This is a genomic window from Clostridium sp. MF28 (assembly GCF_002969175.1).
Taxonomy (GTDB): domain Bacteria; phylum Bacillota; class Clostridia; order Clostridiales; family Clostridiaceae; genus Clostridium; species Clostridium beijerinckii.
This window is the reverse complement of record NZ_CP014331.1, coordinates 5,406,505-5,421,864: the sequence shown is the minus strand read 5'-3', so window position 1 is coordinate 5,421,864 and position 15,360 is coordinate 5,406,505. Positions and strand designations below refer to the sequence as shown.

The window sequence follows — 15,360 nt, the reverse complement described above, 5'->3', positions numbered from 1 at the left end:
TTTTAGTAACCCTCTTTCATTTCAATGTACTTTAAATAAGACAAATAGCATTGATTTCTTTTATTTATAAAATCCGCATTATCATTATCTAGAGTCAATTTCGCAGCATCTACATCATTTTTTGAAACAAATCCATAATCATATTTTGTTTGCTCAATTTCATATTCTTTTTGTTTCTGGTTTATTACATCATAACTGCTTTTTATTGAATTGTAAGAAGTCATTAAATCATTATATTGTTTTTTAAAGCTTGTCTCAGTACTATTCATTAGCGACTTTAATTTGTTATTTGCTTCTTCAACTTTATTATCATAAATATCTTTATTATCATAATCATCTTCAGCATCATCTAAATCATCAATCTCATCATTTTGAAGTTTTATATCAATATTATTTTCAAGCATTTTGCTCAAATCATCTTCATAATTAATTTTAGATATAACATCAAAATTTTTATCTATATCATTTTCAAATGTAACTTTACTCTCAGAACTTATTCCAAGTAAGTTAAATAGCTTAAGTTTATCAAGCTCTGCTGTATTCTTTGACGAATCCAAGTCGTCAACTGAAGTATTTCCTTGCAATAATTCAGTATATTTATTTTTAGATATAAAGCCACTATCATATTGAAGTTTATATATTTGTTCTTTCTTAGTATTAATATTCACTGTATCTTCTTTTATTTTTTCATTTGGTAAATCAGACAAATAAGTTATGTATGCCTGTTGAGCTGCGTAAACTTGATCTTCAATTTCCTTGTTATAATCATCCCTGGCTGTTTTAAAAGCATCTCGCTTTGTCGTTAAAGTTGTATCAGCATTATCATAAGCATTTTTCGCATCATAAGCTGCTTTGGCATTATCATAAGCTACTTTAAGAGTTTCTTTTTGAGCGTCATCTGTACAATTTTCATAAGCATTTTTTGCCGATTCATAGTTTGACTCGATATTCTCCTTATCACTATAAGCATCATATGAGCTCTTTGCACTACCATAATCATCTAATGCATCATGATATTCCTCTTGTGCTATTTTTAAATTATTCTGTTTAATCTTAATATCTAAATTATTTTCAGTCATGATATCTCTTATGTTTTCTAATGATACTTTAATCGTACCACTATCAGACACTTCGTTAACTGCACTATTATCAGTCGTAGCAGCATATGCACCTGGTATATTAAGAATTGATATGCCACCAGAAACCACTAAAGTTCCAATTAAAAAACTTATAAATGTCTTTCTCAATCTTGTCTCCTCCTCGATTTGTCATTTAGTAATATTATTCTATTTTAAATTTATTTTCTAATTATAATAAAGGATTGTAACATCTCTATTACACATATATAAACAGAATATAAACAAATGTTAAATTCATGTTAAATTTAATATTATAAATTAAAACTAGAGGTGCAAGTAACTTTTGCATTTTCTTACAAAAGTTACTTGCACCTCTAGCCAACATTTCATAATTTCATTATTTTCCCATGTGGTTTTTAAAATTTATAGTATAAACTCAAACCATTATCAAAATAAACATATTTTTATTCAATATGAAATAATTATTAGTTTATAAGTTAAATCTATATCCAGCTCCCCACACAGTTTCAATATACTCAGGATTACTGCTATCTAACTCAATCTTCTCTCTTATTCTATTAATATGTACAGTTACAGTAGAACTATCTCCTAAAGATTCTTCTCCCCATATCCTGTCTAGCAATGTATCTTTTGAAAATACGATATTAGGGTTTGAAGCTAAGAACATTAAAAGTTCAAATTCCTTGTTAGCAAATTTAACTTCATTTTTCCCTATATAAACTCTTCTTGCTTTAAGTAAAATTTTAATACGCCCAATAGTTATTGAACTTTTTTCATTATCGCTATTTTTTTCAATAGTTGTGAGACGTTCATATCTAGAAATATGTGCATTTACTCTTGCTACAAGTTCGCTTGGACTAAATGGCTTTACAATATAGTCATCAGCACCTATGCCGAGTCCTTGTATTTTATAGATATCTTCTTTTTTAGCAGTTACCATCAAAATGGGTATTTCTTTAACAGCTCTTATCTCCTGACAAACTTTAAATCCATCCTTTCCTGGCAGCATAACATCTAAAAGGATCAAATCAAATTCTTCATTTAGCGCAAGATCTAGTCCTTTATATCCATCTTGAGCAATTTCTGTTTTAAATCCAGTTATCTCCAGATAATCTCTTTCTAATTCAGCTATACTTTCATCATCTTCTATTATCAATATCTTTTTCATTGACTATCCTCCCTACCTTATAATATATATCTGTTTTACAATTATCTTTTAGGTAATGTTATTCTTATTGTAAGTCCATCATTATTAAAAGCTTCAATCTCTCCATCATGCGCTTCTATTATATGTTTTGCTATAGCTAATCCAAGTCCACTTCCTTCATTAGGCTTTGTTCGTGAAACATCTCCTCTATAAAAACTTAGAAATAACTTTGAAAGCTCTTCATCAGGAACCCCTGAACCATTATCACTAATTTCTAATATTGCAAATTCCTCATCTTCATACAATTTAATTTTTATTTTAACTAAATTCCTTTGCTTATATTTAACACTATTATCCAATATATTCAGAAGAACTCTATTTATTTCATTATAATCGAGTTTCACTAATGTTGAATTCTCACATTTACTTTCAAATGAAATTTCAACGTTTTTTCCATAAAACTCTTTCTTAGCACACCTGTAAAATCTCTCTATATATTCCCTAATGCTTACTACATCAAATTTAAATGGAAATCGGCCTGTATCTAATTTAGAAAAAAGGAACAGACTATCAACTAATACATCCATATCACAAGCCTTAGTATAAATTGTGTCTAAATACTTTTTTTGTTTTTCAGGAGTATTTGCTACCCCATCACGTAATCCTTCCACATAACCTTTAATTGCAGTTAATGGTGTTCTTAGATCATGGGATATTCCTACCACTAGTTGCTTTCTATCTTCTTCATATTTTAGCTGCATATCGACCGAATGTTTTAATCTTAATCTCATTTCATCAAAATCACCACAAACTTGTCCAAATTCATCATCACTTTCATAATTCATTTCAAAATCCAGATTTCCGTTTTTTATCTGTTCAGCTCCATAGCTTAAAAGTTCTAAAGGGCGAATCAATTTCTTATAAATCTTACTGGATAGTATAACATTAGTTATCGTAACAACAATTAGCGAAATTATAATAACTATTATTATATAGCTTATTACCAAAGTTGACATTTCATTTTTTATGTCAATCCTTACAGGTTTATATGATGGATTTATTGCAATAATATTTACTACTTTATTATCCTTAACAAAGCTATTTTTAACTAAAGATATGGAGTTCATCTCTAAAACTAATGAATTAGATTTGAAAAGTACATCATCTCCTATCATCGAAATAGCTTCTTTATCCTTATCTTCAATATTTGATGACACAATTTCCCCATCATATGTTATTATTAGATGATATCCCTTAGGATCAAGAAATTTCTGTAATTGCTCTGGAAATTTATCTAAATCATTTTTATTTTCTATATTTCTCATATCTGGTTTTAAACTTTGTTGAATGAAATAAGCATTCTGATCATGCTCCCTATAACCTTCAAATTTATTTTCATAAGCCTTTGAAAATGGAATATTCATTATAAATGCAATAATAAATATGATAATTACAGGTATAATTAACATGAATATATTTGAAATGGTTAGACGTTTCTTTATTTTCATAATAGTTCCTCAACCAAATTCTTAATAACATATAAACTTGATAAATTTATTTTATCTGGATTCGTCAACAGGGAATAATCCTTTATCCATAAATTACCCTGAACTATTTTGCACTCTTTTATTTCTTCCGTTGGATCTTCATCATAAACTTCTTCCAATTCCTTTGTCTTAGTAAGTACAACAATTCTTCTGCATGCCTCTTCATGCTCATCGTAAATATTAAAAAAGCTGTTATATGAATCGTAGTTTCTAACTGATGTCACTACCTTTAAAAATAAATTATATCTTTCTGCTGCTTCAATTGCTTTTATCAATTCTTTTTTCATACTATCTCTCCATGTGAATCAAAATATTTCTTCAAAACTATAGTGGTTTATATAATAAAAAGGCTAAATATCCCTATATTATAGAATTTACTTATAATTTTAACTATAACTTTACTATATTTAATTTAATTATCTCATAGGGATATATCCTTTTCAATAAAGTTTACTTATATACTTATCAATATTAGCCTAAAATTGATGTTAACTAAAATATTTTTTACCTAAGCAACTCATTTTTAAGGCTTTTTATTTCATTTTCCTCTAAGTACCTCCATTTTCCTATCTCCAGATTATTAAGCTTTATATTCATTATTCTAATTCTTTCAAGTTTAATAACCTTATAACCTAAAGCTCCGCTCATCTTACGAATTTGTTTATTCATCCCCTGAGTTAGTATAATTTTAAATGTATTATCATCTACCCTTTCTACTCGACATGGTCTTGTTTTAACAAATTTATTTTTTTCACGTTCTATATTTTTCAATTCTTTCAACTGTACTATGGATGAGTCACCTATATTTTCTTCCCCTAGTGGATTTTCTTTATCTTCTATTTTATTATATAAACCTAATTTATCACTTATCCTTCTAACACCAGAACTTTTATTCCCTGTAATCTCCACTCCATCAGACATCCTCTTTAAAAATTCATCATCAAAGTTTTTATTTACTTGAACTAAATATTCTTTTTCATGCATATTATCGCTTTCTAAAATCCTATTAGCAACTTCACCATCATTAGTCATTAAAATAAGCCCTTGCGAGTCTTTATCTAATCTGCCAACTGGAAATATATAGTGTGGATATTTCATATAGGAAATTATATTATCACTAACTTTATTCTCTGCAGTACAAGTAATTCCAACTGGTTTATTCAAAACAATATATACTTTTTCCACCGTAGAAATTGGTTTGCCGTCAAATATTATTTCATCCGAATCATTTACCCATTGTCCCTCAACACAATATCTTCCATTTATAATAATTCTCTTTTCTTCAATCAATCTATTTGTTTCCTTTCGAGAACAAATTCCATAGTTACTAAATAATTTATTTATCCTCATTGTTTACGCTATCCTTTCAAGCTACTAAAATTCAATTGTATATTAATATTAATCAAATATTATACTTTTAACAATAGCAAAAGCTTCTCTTGTATATGTTATAGGAATTAAATACCATACAGTGCAACTAGAATAATTGCTATAATTTACATATCCATTTCTCTTTGCTAAGATACTGCTTCTAAGAGCATGAAAATCGCTTGTTACTATTTTAATATTAAGTTTATCTAGAGGTTTCCCACTATTCTCTTCTATTTTTGCTTTTGAAAATTTAAGATTTTCATCTGTATTCCTTGAATTATCTTCAATTATTACTTTTTCCTCATCAACTCCTCTATTTAATAAATATTTTTTCATTGCATGTGATTCTGGCAGCTTCTCGTCAGATCCTTGTCCTCCTGATAAAACAATGAATCTACAATTATCTTCTTTTATGTATTCTAAAGCTGCATCCAACCTTCCTTGAAGGATTAAACTTGGGTTAGAGTTAGTATCAAGTCCTGCTCCCAAAACAATAATATAATCTGCATTCCCCTTATTATATTTAGGATAATTAATTATAAAAATTTCTATTCCTAAAAAAAATATACCTCCTATGCAAATTAGTACTTTTAAAACTTTAAAATACCTATATATAAACTTATTATTTTCTATTCCCCTCTTAATAAAATGATATATTATTAAAGTAACTCCTAAAATAAAAATAGGAATACTAAATGAGATTTTGGAGCTGCTTATAATATTTATTACTGCAATATATACTATAATAATCATGCCAAAGATAATATCCAAATTTTTTTTCATAACATGCACTCCTTAATTAAAATAAAAAATATTCTGTTATAATATTTATGCACGAAAAAAGAGAATAATCTGCTTTTTCATAGTTTTCCAAATTATTCTCTGTATCTTTTTATTATTTTTATTCTATAATTTTAGTATGTTTATCTACTATTATTTAATAATTCTCCTATTTCATCATTAGTAAATTCATATTTAGTATTGCAAAAGTTACATACTATTTCCTCATTCTTTTTGTCATCATATATCTCTTGAAGAGTTTCCTTTCCAATAGATATTAAGGCTTTTTCAACTCTTTCTCTAGAACAATCACATTTATATTCTGGAGTTAAAGAATCTAATACTTTTAAATCCATTCCATCAAAAATATACTCCAAAATTTCTTCTATTGTTTTTCCTTCACTTATTAATGTAGTTATTGGTGGAATTTCTTCTAATCTATATGTTATAACATCTGCAAGAAGTTCATCTGCGCCAGGCATCATTTGCACTATAAATCCACCTGCCGCCTTTATAGATAAATCTCTATCAACCAATACACCAAGTGATACCGCTGATGGTGTTTGCTCAGATGCTGTGAAATAATATGCAAAATCTTCTGCTATTTCTCCAGTTTGTATAGGCACTTGTCCAATATATGGATCTCTAAGCCCTAAATCCTTTATTACATATAAAATACCATCTGTTCCAATAGCTCCTCCAACATCTAATTTTCCTTTTTCATTAAGAGGCCTATCAACATATGGATTTCCAATAAACCCTTTAACAGATGCATCACTATGTGCAGTTACTGTTATTCCATTTATTTCTCCATTACCATTTATTTTTAAAGTTACAACTTCTTTTTCACTTTTTAGTGTAGTTCCTATAAGTGTACCTGCAGTTAACATTCTTCCTAAAGCTGCTGAAGCTACAGGCGTACATTCATGTATTTTACAGCCCTCATTTACTAAATTAGTAGTAATCCCTGCTATTATTCTAACCATTCCATCCTTAGCTGTTGCTCTAACTATTTTATCTTGCATTTTTATCTCATCTCCTATTTCACGTCTTATTTACTTACTATGTAAAGTATTCTTTCACTATTTTCATTTACTTCCTCATCAGAATATCCTGAAAATTTATTTATTATTCTAAAGTTACATTTTTTTAATATATCTTCTATATAGCTTTCTTTATAAGCTCTCTCAAAATGCTCTTCTTCAAATTTTTTATATAGTTCATTTTCGGTTTTTACGAAGAATGTTAAAAACATATTTAATACATCATCTTCAAATGAATTTTCCCACGTATAAAAAATTTCTTCAGAACTGTAAGTGTATATATTATTTCCGAGAACGGTAGAAAGTTTATAATACGAATTTATATCAAAAATAAATATACCATTTTCTTTTAAATGTTCATATACACTTGAGAAATAATCAAGCAAATCTTCATCCTCAGTTATATAATTAGTTGAGTCAAGAACAGAAGTTATAAGATCAAATCTTTTATTTAAACTTAACTCACACATATCTTGACAAATTACTTTTGCTTTAATTTTATTCTTTTTAAATTTATCAAAAGCTACATTTAACATATCATCTGACAAATCTACTGCATAAACAGTTTTAAAGTATTTTGCTACATTAATCGAAACATTTCCAGTTCCACATGCTAAATCCAAATAATCTTCAAACTTTAACTTATTTTTTCTACATATATTTATAATCTTATCTGCAACTTTATCATAATTAATATCTTCATATATTAATTCATCATATATATTGGCAAACTCTTTATAAGCCATCTGCTTTATCACGCCCTTAACGTAAATTTACTAATTCATCTAGTATATTATATCGTAATTATTTACTTAGTCAAATTAGTAAAAATATAGAAGCTTGTCATTTACTTTGGCACTTTTTTTCTTTTAGCCATTATTCCGCCTATTCTTCCGGTCTCTCCAGAAGATAGTCCGCCCCATCCTTCTTTATTAACTTTATCGATTAAACCAAGTTCTTCTGCAATTTCATATTTAACTTTTTCTCTCATTTTTTCAGCTTCAGTAAGCTCTTTATTTGCTTTAAGTTTTGCTTTTATTGTCTTTTTTACAGATTTATTACCCATTCTTTATCCCTACCAATCTTAATAATTAGTTTTTTATTGATATTTATTTATTTATGAAAAGAATAAAAGAAATAAAAAAATTCTAAGTTACTTGAATTACACTATAAAAATAAATTGTAAAGTTTATCTTTTCATCCAATATTATTTCCTTCTATCACTTTACTATTCTATAAAAATATATTTTTACAAAAATTACATTTAATTTATAATATTTATACGACATAATAGCTGCTAATAATTATTTCAGCTTCTTGCATATATATGCATAAATATACACATTATTTCATTTCCCCCCTAATTAATGGAATAAATAATTCTTTATGAATAGTTTTTTTCAACTTATTTTGCTCATTGACTTGATATTTATTCAATATTTAACTATAGTAATTGTATGTATAAAAATATTAATAAATAAATTTAGGAGGGATTATTGTGTATAATATTGCAATAGTTGGGGCTACTGGAAATGTAGGTAGAAAATTTTTAGAAATCTTAGAAGAAAGAAACTTTCCAGTAAATAATTTATATCTTTTTGCATCAAAGAGATCTGAAGGAAGTACTCTATCATTTAGAGGAAAGGATTATGTAGTTGAAGAAACTTGTGAAAAGAATATAAAAGATAAAAAAATAGATTATGCACTATTTTCAGCTGGCGGAGATGCTAGTACAGAATTTGCACCTATTTTTGCGCAATATGGGGCAGTAGTAATTGACAATAGCAGTGCATGGAGAATGGACCCTGAGGTGCCACTTGTAGTACCAGAAGTTAATCCAGAAGATATCAAACTTCATAAAGGAATAATTGCAAATCCAAATTGTTCAACAATCCAAGCAATGCCTATAATGAAAGCTTTACATGACAAATATGGAATTAAGAGAATAGTTTATTCAACATACCAAGCAGTATCTGGGGCTGGTGTCCAAGGTATAAGAGATTTAGAAGATGGTGTTAAGGGTGTTGCACCTAAGAAGTTCCCTTATCCTATTGCTGGTAATGTTTTACCTCATATAGATGTATTTTTAGAAGATGGTTACACAAAAGAAGAAGAAAAGATGATTAAAGAAACTAGAAAAATTCTTCATGAACCAGATTTAAGAGTAACTGCTACTACAGCTAGAGTTCCAGTACTTAATGGGCATAGTGAAAGCATCAATGTTGAACTTAATTCTGAATTTGATATAAAAGATATTTTCGAATTATTTGGAAACACTCAAGGTGTAACTGTATATGATAAAGTAGACGAATTAAAATATCCAACTGCTCTTGAAGTTTCAGGAAAAGACGACGTTTATGTTGGAAGAATCAGAAGAGATTTTAGTGTGGATAATGGTTTAAACCTATGGGTTGTTGGTGATAACATAAGAAAAGGTGCAGCACTTAATGCTATTCAAATTGCTGAAATAATGATAAAAGATAATAAATAGTTCTTAGTAATTAAGTTGGAGGAATCTGAATGTCAATATTTCAAGGCTCAGCTGTAGCTATAGTTACGCCATTTAATGAAAATGGAATAAACTTCGAATCACTTAAAAATTTATTAGAATGGCACGTTAAAGAAGGTACTGATGCCATTGTAATTTGTGGTACTACAGGTGAAGCTACTACGATGACAGAAAAAGAGAAAAAAGATGCAATTAAATTTACAGTTGATGTAATAAACAAAAGAATTCCTGTAATTGCAGGAACCGGTTCAAACAATACTGCTGCTGCTATTTCAATGAGTAAATATGCTGAAAGCGTTGGAGTAGATGGACTTCTTGTTATTACACCATATTACAATAAAACTACTCAAAATGGTTTGATAAAACATTTTAAAGCTATAAATGATGAGGTTAATACTCCTATTGTACTTTATAACGTACCGAGTAGGACAGGTGTTAATATTGCACCTAAAACTTTAGCTAAGCTTGCTGAATTAAGCAATGTTGTTGCGATAAAAGAAGCTAGCGGAAATATCAGCCAAATACTTCAAATGAAGGCGCTTTGCAGAGATTCTATAGATATTTATTCTGGTAATGATGATCAAATTGTATCTATAATGTCTATTGGAGGTATAGGCGTAATTTCAGTTTTAGCTAATATAATTCCAAGTAAAGTTCATGAAATAGCTGAAAAATGTTTAGCTAATAAATTTAAGGAAGCTTTAGATATTCAATTAGACACATTATCTTTAGCTAATACTTTATTTTTAGAAACGAATCCAATCCCAGTTAAAACAGCCATGAATCTTATGGGCCTCGATGTTGGTCCTTTAAGGCTTCCACTTTGTGAAATGGATAATAACAATGAGGAAATACTAAAAGCTGCTTTGCTAGATTATAAATTGATATAAGGTGATAATATGATAAAAATAGTATTAAATGGTTGCTCAGGTAAGATGGGTAAGATGATTACAGAGTGCGCTGATAAATTTAAGAACTTAGAGATTGTTGCTGGAATTGATAAATTTCCAAGTAATGCTCCATATCCTATCTTTGAAAGCACTGAGGATTTAAACATCCAATATGATGTTTTATTAGATTTTTCAAGAGCTGATGCTCTTCATAGTCTATTAGAAATAACAGAAAAAACTAACAAACCATTAGTAATATGTTCAACTGGCTTTACACCAGAAGATTTATCTTTAATAGATGAAAAGAGTACTACTCTTAAGCTATTTAGATCAGGTAACATGTCTTTTGGTATTAATTTAATTAATTCTCTTTTAAAGAAAGTAACTCCTCTACTCTATGGAAACTATGATATTGAAATAGTTGAAAAGCATCATAATCAAAAGGTGGATGCTCCAAGTGGAACTGCAATTATGCTTGCTGATTCCATAAAAGACTCTATAGAAGATACAACAAAGTACATCTATGGAAGAGAAGGAAATTCCAAAAGAGAAGAAAATGAAATTGGTATACATGCAGTTAGAGGTGGTGGTATAATTGGAGACCACGATGTTATCTTTGCCGGAACTGGTGAAGTAATAGAATTAACTCATAAAGCAATTTCAAGAGAAGTTTTTGCCGTTGGTGCCTTAAAAGCATGTGAGTATATGGCTTCTGTAACTAATCCAGGATTATATGACATGAGTGATGTTATAGGAATTCAATAAATTAGTTACTAACCATAATAAATAACTGTATTCTTGTTTCTAAGAATTTAGATGGATTATTCTAAGAATAATAACCATCTAAATTCCATTGAAACATATTATAAATGCTTATATTACTTATTTTTAGTGATATAAGCATTTATAATATTACCATCTACTTGTATCATTAACTGCTCTATTAAAGGCGATCAATCGAATTTAAATAATTCTGCTCATTAATCTTACATATCTATCCTAACATTCCCACTTATTTTTCTTCATATCAACATGATTACTATCTTTAAAGGATACTCCTTCTTCTAATAGCAGAAATCGTTGTTCCTCCCACCCTGGTACCAATCTTCCAGCATGATTTACCACACGATGGCATGGATATTGTCCATAAGCTTCTGCCTGGCTAAGAACCTTCCCGATAAGCCGTGCATTTTTGTCTCTACCAATAAGACTGGCAATTTGTCCATATGTAGCTACTTTCCCTTCAGGGATTTCTTCTACAACTGAAAGTACTTCATAAATTAATTGTTCATTCATTATCTTTTTCATATATTCACCTTTTATAATAATCCTTGCTTGAAGATATTGTATTGTGATGTTTTGTACTCTATCTTAATGTTTAATCTTCTGTTTTGATTATACAATACTAACAAAAAAGTAAACATTGTGTCAACGTAACACAATGAAGAGCAGTTATAATGAATCACCTGCTAAATTTACTTAAGCTATTTCGGATAGTTATTGAGTTTTACTTTGTTTAGCGAGTTCCCATGCTCGGAACACCATGAAGAAAAAAGCACCTGTAAAAACAGATGCTTTCATATCTCTATCTTTATAAGTATTTTTAATACCTTAACTATTCTTCAATATAAGAACAACAGTAATCTGCCACTTCTTTTACTATTAGACTGAATTTAGAATTTGCAGGTACTATAAAAGTATCTCCTTCTTTGTATGTAACAAATTTATCTGAACCTGGTAATTTTACATCCATTGAACCTCCTAGGATCTCCATTGCCTCTTTATCTCCAGTTCCAAATTCGTAATCTCCAGGTAACATTATCCCCAAAGTTTTTCTTTCACCATCTTCAAATATGATGGTTCTGCTAGTTACATTTCCATCGAAATATACATTTGCTTTTTTTACTGCTGTAACATTTTTAAATTCGCTCATTGTTATGCCCCCTATTTTTATTTATTATTTATATTAAAGAGTTCATTAAATAATAGCTTATCTTATTGTTTCTAAAACTTTTAATTAGCAATTTGTGAAATTTGATTTTAAAAATCTTTCAAATCTATCAAATGCCTCTTTTAAAATTTCATCACTATAGCAATATGAAATTCTCATATATCCTTCCCCTAAATCACCAAAGGCTGTACCTGGTACGCAAGCAAGCTTTCCTTCATTTAATAACTTTTCACAGAACTCTTCAGAAGACATATTGAACTTTTTAATTGAAGGAAATATATAAAATGCTCCCTTAGGTTCTGCAACTTCCAAATTAAGATCCCTTAATCTATTCAAACAGTAGTCTTTTCTTCTTTCAAAGGTCTTTCTCATATTTTCTACATCATTTAAAGATTTTTTTAGCCCTTCAAGAACTCCATATTGTGCAATAGAAGGTGCACACGAAACACCATATTGATGTACTTTCATTATTTCTTTCATGTACTGTTCACAGCATGCAACATAACCTATTCTAAGCCCTGTCATAGAAAATATTTTAGAGAACCCACTTACATATATGACTTTATCTTTTATTTCCTTTGCCTGTGCTACTGAATAATAATCATCAAAAATTATAGACGAATACATTTCATCTGTTATTACTATAATATTTTTATTTTTTATTAATTCAACAAGTTCGTTTCTTTGCTCCTTAGATAAAATTGCACCTGTAGGATTTGATGGAAATGACAACATTAATACTTTAATGTTTTCATTCTCTAATTTTTCTCTAATTTTATCTAAATTTAATGTAAAATCTTCATTTAAAGGATATGTTACTACATCTGCCCCTATCATTATAGAAATATTTTCATAAGCTGGATAAGCAGGTCCAGGTATTAATATTTTATCTCCTGAATTCATAACAGCAAATAATACTGAATATAATCCTTCACTTCCACCAACTGTTATGCATATTTCATCTTTATTATATTCAATATCAAATGTTCTTAAGTAATTACAAATTTCTTCTCTAAGTTCGTCAACACCTGCATTTGATGTATAAACCGTTTTATTATCTCTTATAGCCTGAATCATAGCCTCAGATATATCTATTGGCACAGGAAAATCTGGCTGTCCGATGGTTAGTGATATTGCTCCTTCAACTTTCTTAACTTTCTCGGCAAATCTTCTTATTCCCGAGATTTGTATTTTCTCTACTTGTTTATTCATAATTTATGCGCCCCCGTTTTGCAATATAAACTTATTTTACCTCATTAATAAAATTGATTCAAACTATTTGTGTTTTTTTACTTATTCCCCTTTTAATTGCGTTCAATCTTTATTATAATAAGGATGATTGCGAAAATAATGGAAAGGGTGATATAATGTCATATAATTTAACGGATCCTTATGAAATTGCTAGATTTATTAAGGAATCAAAAAAATCTACTCCAGTAAAAGTCTATGTTAATGGAGATTTAAGCAATGCTGAAATGAATGATGTAGAGTGGTACGGTTCTAACGGATTTTATATACTAATGGGAGAATCTGATTCTATAACTAAAATAGTTTTAGATAATAAACATCTTATAAAACACTTTAGAATAGAAAATGATAGAAGAAATTCTGCTATTCCAATGCTAGATTTACTTGAAGTTGACGCTAGAATTGAGCCAGGTGCTATCATCAGAGATAAGGTTACTATTGGTAAAAATGCAGTAATAATGATGGGTGCAGTAATAAACATTGGTGCTGAAATCGGAGATGGAACTATGGTTGACATGAATGCTGTAGTTGGTGCTCGTGGGCAATTAGGTAAGAATGTTCATCTAGGTGCTGGTGCTGTTGTTGCTGGAGTATTAGAACCACCAAGCAAAGAACCATGTATGATTGGAGATAATGCCTTAATTGGTGCTAATTCTGTAATCCTTGAAGGCGTTAAGATAGGTGCAGGTAGCGTTGTAGCTGCTGGTTCTGTTGTTACAGAAGATGTTCCAGACAACGTTGTTGTAGCTGGTTCTCCTGCTAAGATAATCAAGGCAGTAGATGACAAGACAAAAGATAAAACTCAAATATTAGATGACTTAAGAAAGTAATTATTTTTTATTAGAAATTCAAAATTACATAATATATTATTGAGAAAGTACCTATCAGATGTATAAAGTTAATATACTGGTTATTTCTCATAATTATAATAAAAGGTTTCAATAAATCTATATTAATTGAAACCTTTTTATTTACCAAAAAAAATACTATATTTATGTTACATAATGCTTATAGCTTTTTCGAATTTAGAATATTTATTTTAATTAAATAAACAATTCTATACTGCGCCCTCTTCTCCAGTGCTCTCTTCCTTATTAGCTCTTTCCATTTTTGAGATTGATACCTCATATGCAATCTTTTTCACAACTTCACTATCAGATACCTTTTTTTGATATTCTCTGCTTTGAAGTCTTCCCCATACCTTAATATTATCTCCAACATTTAAAGTTTGACAGAATCTTGAGTTCCTTCCCCAGGCAATAGTTGGAATATAATCTGATTTATTGTATGCTCTATTTACGGCAAGTAATACATCTGCAATCTCACGTCCAAATGGTGTAGTTCTATAAATAGGCTCCTTACAAATGTATCCATCTAAAAATATTTCATTGGGATTTTTACTTCTTTCTAGACATGGTTCAATGTTTCTTGCAAAAACAGTAAGTATTAGCTTGTTAGATCCATCAATAAACTTGTTATAAGATCTAAGTTGACCTTCAACAATTATTTCCACACCCTCATCAAGCTTTATGTCACTTAGTAATCTTTCTGAAACAGTAATATTTAATTTATCTACTGAATCACTTAATCTCATTACATCTAAATCAAAAGTGTAGAAACCCTCCCCATACATTTCATGACTAAACTCTAATCCAGATGTTACCTTGCCTTCAAGGTAAATTTTGTTATTTAACATCAAATTATCCATTGTAATCCCTCTCTCCATCGGAAATTATTTTATTTTGTGTAATATATGCTCCCACTAGCATATATT

At 29.0% G+C, this 15,360-nt stretch carries 17 protein-coding genes; 4 read left to right on the top strand and 13 right to left on the bottom strand.

Features of this window, described 5'->3' with window-relative positions:
* Window positions 1–2 precede the first annotated feature (2 nt).
* The 9 genes from AXY43_RS24005 to AXY43_RS23965 form a co-directional block, all read right to left on the bottom strand.
* Complete coding sequence (locus tag AXY43_RS24005) at window positions 3–1,247, bottom strand: TolC family protein (RefSeq protein WP_017212994.1); 1,245 nt, start codon at window positions 1,245–1,247, stop codon at window positions 3–5.
* Window positions 1,248–1,569: 322 nt separating this feature from the next.
* Window positions 1,570–2,268 carry a response regulator transcription factor gene (locus tag AXY43_RS24000; protein ID WP_017212993.1) on the bottom strand — a complete coding sequence of 233 codons (699 nt, stop codon included), beginning with the start codon at window positions 2,266–2,268 and terminating at the stop codon, window positions 1,570–1,572.
* Between the two features lie 41 nt (window positions 2,269–2,309).
* Entirely contained in the window at window positions 2,310–3,755 is a 1,446-nt protein-coding gene (locus AXY43_RS23995) for a HAMP domain-containing sensor histidine kinase (RefSeq protein ID WP_017212992.1), read from the bottom strand.
* Entirely contained in the window at window positions 3,752–4,081 is a 330-nt protein-coding gene (locus AXY43_RS23990) for a hypothetical protein (protein WP_039772383.1), read from the bottom strand. The genes AXY43_RS23995 and AXY43_RS23990 overlap by 4 nt, the downstream gene beginning before the upstream one ends.
* Before the next feature lie 217 nt (window positions 4,082–4,298).
* On the bottom strand, window positions 4,299–5,144 hold the full coding sequence (locus AXY43_RS23985) for a pseudouridine synthase (RefSeq protein ID WP_017212991.1): 846 nt from the start codon (window positions 5,142–5,144) through the stop codon (window positions 4,299–4,301).
* Between the two features lie 48 nt (window positions 5,145–5,192).
* Entirely contained in the window at window positions 5,193–5,948 is a 756-nt protein-coding gene (locus AXY43_RS23980) for a YdcF family protein (RefSeq protein WP_039772379.1), read from the bottom strand.
* Window positions 5,949–6,088: 140 nt separating this feature from the next.
* The gene (gene hslO, locus AXY43_RS23975) at window positions 6,089–6,970 is read right to left on the bottom strand and encodes an Hsp33 family molecular chaperone HslO (RefSeq protein ID WP_017212989.1); all 882 of its coding nucleotides are present in this window, start codon (window positions 6,968–6,970) and stop codon (window positions 6,089–6,091) included.
* Window positions 6,971–6,996: 26 nt separating this feature from the next.
* Window positions 6,997–7,734 carry a class I SAM-dependent DNA methyltransferase gene (locus AXY43_RS23970; protein WP_039772377.1) on the bottom strand — a complete coding sequence of 246 codons (738 nt, stop codon included), beginning with the start codon at window positions 7,732–7,734 and terminating at the stop codon, window positions 6,997–6,999.
* 101 nt (window positions 7,735–7,835) lie between these two features.
* Complete coding sequence (locus AXY43_RS23965; RefSeq protein WP_011969121.1) at window positions 7,836–8,054, bottom strand: small, acid-soluble spore protein, alpha/beta type; 219 nt, start codon at window positions 8,052–8,054, stop codon at window positions 7,836–7,838.
* Window positions 8,055–8,486: 432 nt separating this feature from the next.
* Between AXY43_RS23965 and AXY43_RS23960 the strand changes: the two genes are divergently transcribed.
* From AXY43_RS23960 to dapB, 3 genes are read left to right on the top strand one after another with little or no spacing between them, the layout of a single operon-like run.
* On the top strand, window positions 8,487–9,479 hold the full coding sequence (locus AXY43_RS23960) for an aspartate-semialdehyde dehydrogenase (protein WP_011969120.1): 993 nt from the start codon (window positions 8,487–8,489) through the stop codon (window positions 9,477–9,479).
* Between the two features lie 29 nt (window positions 9,480–9,508).
* Window positions 9,509–10,387 (top strand): 4-hydroxy-tetrahydrodipicolinate synthase, encoded by an 879-nt coding sequence (gene dapA, locus AXY43_RS23955; protein ID WP_011969119.1) that lies wholly within the window; start codon window positions 9,509–9,511, stop codon window positions 10,385–10,387.
* Window positions 10,388–10,396: 9 nt separating this feature from the next.
* A complete protein-coding gene (gene dapB, locus AXY43_RS23950; RefSeq protein WP_011969118.1) occupies window positions 10,397–11,152 on the top strand; it encodes a 4-hydroxy-tetrahydrodipicolinate reductase in 756 nt (251 codons plus the stop codon).
* A 234-nt stretch (window positions 11,153–11,386) separates the two neighbouring features.
* On the opposite strand, the gene AXY43_RS23945 is transcribed toward dapB, so the two are convergent.
* The 3 genes from AXY43_RS23945 to AXY43_RS23935 all read right to left on the bottom strand — a co-directional run bounded on the left by AXY43_RS23945 (window position 11,387) and on the right by AXY43_RS23935 (window position 13,550).
* Window positions 11,387–11,695: an MGMT family protein gene (locus AXY43_RS23945; RefSeq protein WP_077829201.1), complete on the bottom strand. Its 309-nt coding sequence runs from the start codon at window positions 11,693–11,695 to the stop codon at window positions 11,387–11,389.
* A 307-nt stretch (window positions 11,696–12,002) separates the two neighbouring features.
* Window positions 12,003–12,320 (bottom strand): pyrimidine/purine nucleoside phosphorylase, encoded by a 318-nt coding sequence (locus AXY43_RS23940; RefSeq protein WP_105412290.1) that lies wholly within the window; start codon window positions 12,318–12,320, stop codon window positions 12,003–12,005.
* Between the two features lie 84 nt (window positions 12,321–12,404).
* On the bottom strand, window positions 12,405–13,550 hold the full coding sequence (locus AXY43_RS23935; protein ID WP_039772370.1) for a pyridoxal phosphate-dependent aminotransferase: 1,146 nt from the start codon (window positions 13,548–13,550) through the stop codon (window positions 12,405–12,407).
* A 155-nt stretch (window positions 13,551–13,705) separates the two neighbouring features.
* On the opposite strand from AXY43_RS23935, the gene dapD reads away from it, so the two are divergent.
* Window positions 13,706–14,416, top strand: a complete 711-nt coding sequence (dapD, locus tag AXY43_RS23930; protein WP_011969114.1) for a 2,3,4,5-tetrahydropyridine-2,6-dicarboxylate N-acetyltransferase — start codon at window positions 13,706–13,708, stop codon at window positions 14,414–14,416.
* A 227-nt stretch (window positions 14,417–14,643) separates the two neighbouring features.
* Here the strand turns inward: dapD and AXY43_RS23925 are convergent, their stop codons facing one another.
* Entirely contained in the window at window positions 14,644–15,294 is a 651-nt protein-coding gene (locus AXY43_RS23925) for a single-stranded DNA-binding protein (RefSeq protein WP_011969113.1), read from the bottom strand.
* Window positions 15,295–15,360 lie beyond the last annotated feature (66 nt).

Coding starts and splice junctions, on each gene's coding strand:
- AXY43_RS24000 (WP_017212993.1), bottom strand. CDS start 2,268: ATGAAAAAGATATTGATAATAGAAGATGATGAAAGTATAGCTGAATTA.
- AXY43_RS23995 (WP_017212992.1), bottom strand. CDS start 3,755: ATGAAAATAAAGAAACGTCTAACCATTTCAAATATATTCATGTTAATT.
- AXY43_RS23990 (WP_039772383.1), bottom strand. CDS start 4,081: ATGAAAAAAGAATTGATAAAAGCAATTGAAGCAGCAGAAAGATATAAT.
- AXY43_RS23985 (WP_017212991.1), bottom strand. CDS start 5,144: ATGAGGATAAATAAATTATTTAGTAACTATGGAATTTGTTCTCGAAAG.
- AXY43_RS23980 (WP_039772379.1), bottom strand. CDS start 5,948: ATGAAAAAAAATTTGGATATTATCTTTGGCATGATTATTATAGTATAT.
- hslO (WP_017212989.1), bottom strand. CDS start 6,970: ATGCAAGATAAAATAGTTAGAGCAACAGCTAAGGATGGAATGGTTAGA.
- AXY43_RS23970 (WP_039772377.1), bottom strand. CDS start 7,734: ATGGCTTATAAAGAGTTTGCCAATATATATGATGAATTAATATATGAA.
- AXY43_RS23965 (WP_011969121.1), bottom strand. CDS start 8,054: ATGGGTAATAAATCTGTAAAAAAGACAATAAAAGCAAAACTTAAAGCA.
- dapA (WP_011969119.1), top strand. CDS start 9,509: ATGTCAATATTTCAAGGCTCAGCTGTAGCTATAGTTACGCCATTTAAT.
- dapB (WP_011969118.1), top strand. CDS start 10,397: ATGATAAAAATAGTATTAAATGGTTGCTCAGGTAAGATGGGTAAGATG.
- AXY43_RS23945 (WP_077829201.1), bottom strand. CDS start 11,695: ATGAAAAAGATAATGAATGAACAATTAATTTATGAAGTACTTTCAGTT.
- AXY43_RS23940 (WP_105412290.1), bottom strand. CDS start 12,320: ATGAGCGAATTTAAAAATGTTACAGCAGTAAAAAAAGCAAATGTATAT.
- AXY43_RS23935 (WP_039772370.1), bottom strand. CDS start 13,550: ATGAATAAACAAGTAGAGAAAATACAAATCTCGGGAATAAGAAGATTT.
- dapD (WP_011969114.1), top strand. CDS start 13,706: ATGTCATATAATTTAACGGATCCTTATGAAATTGCTAGATTTATTAAG.
- AXY43_RS23925 (WP_011969113.1), bottom strand. CDS start 15,294: ATGGATAATTTGATGTTAAATAACAAAATTTACCTTGAAGGCAAGGTA.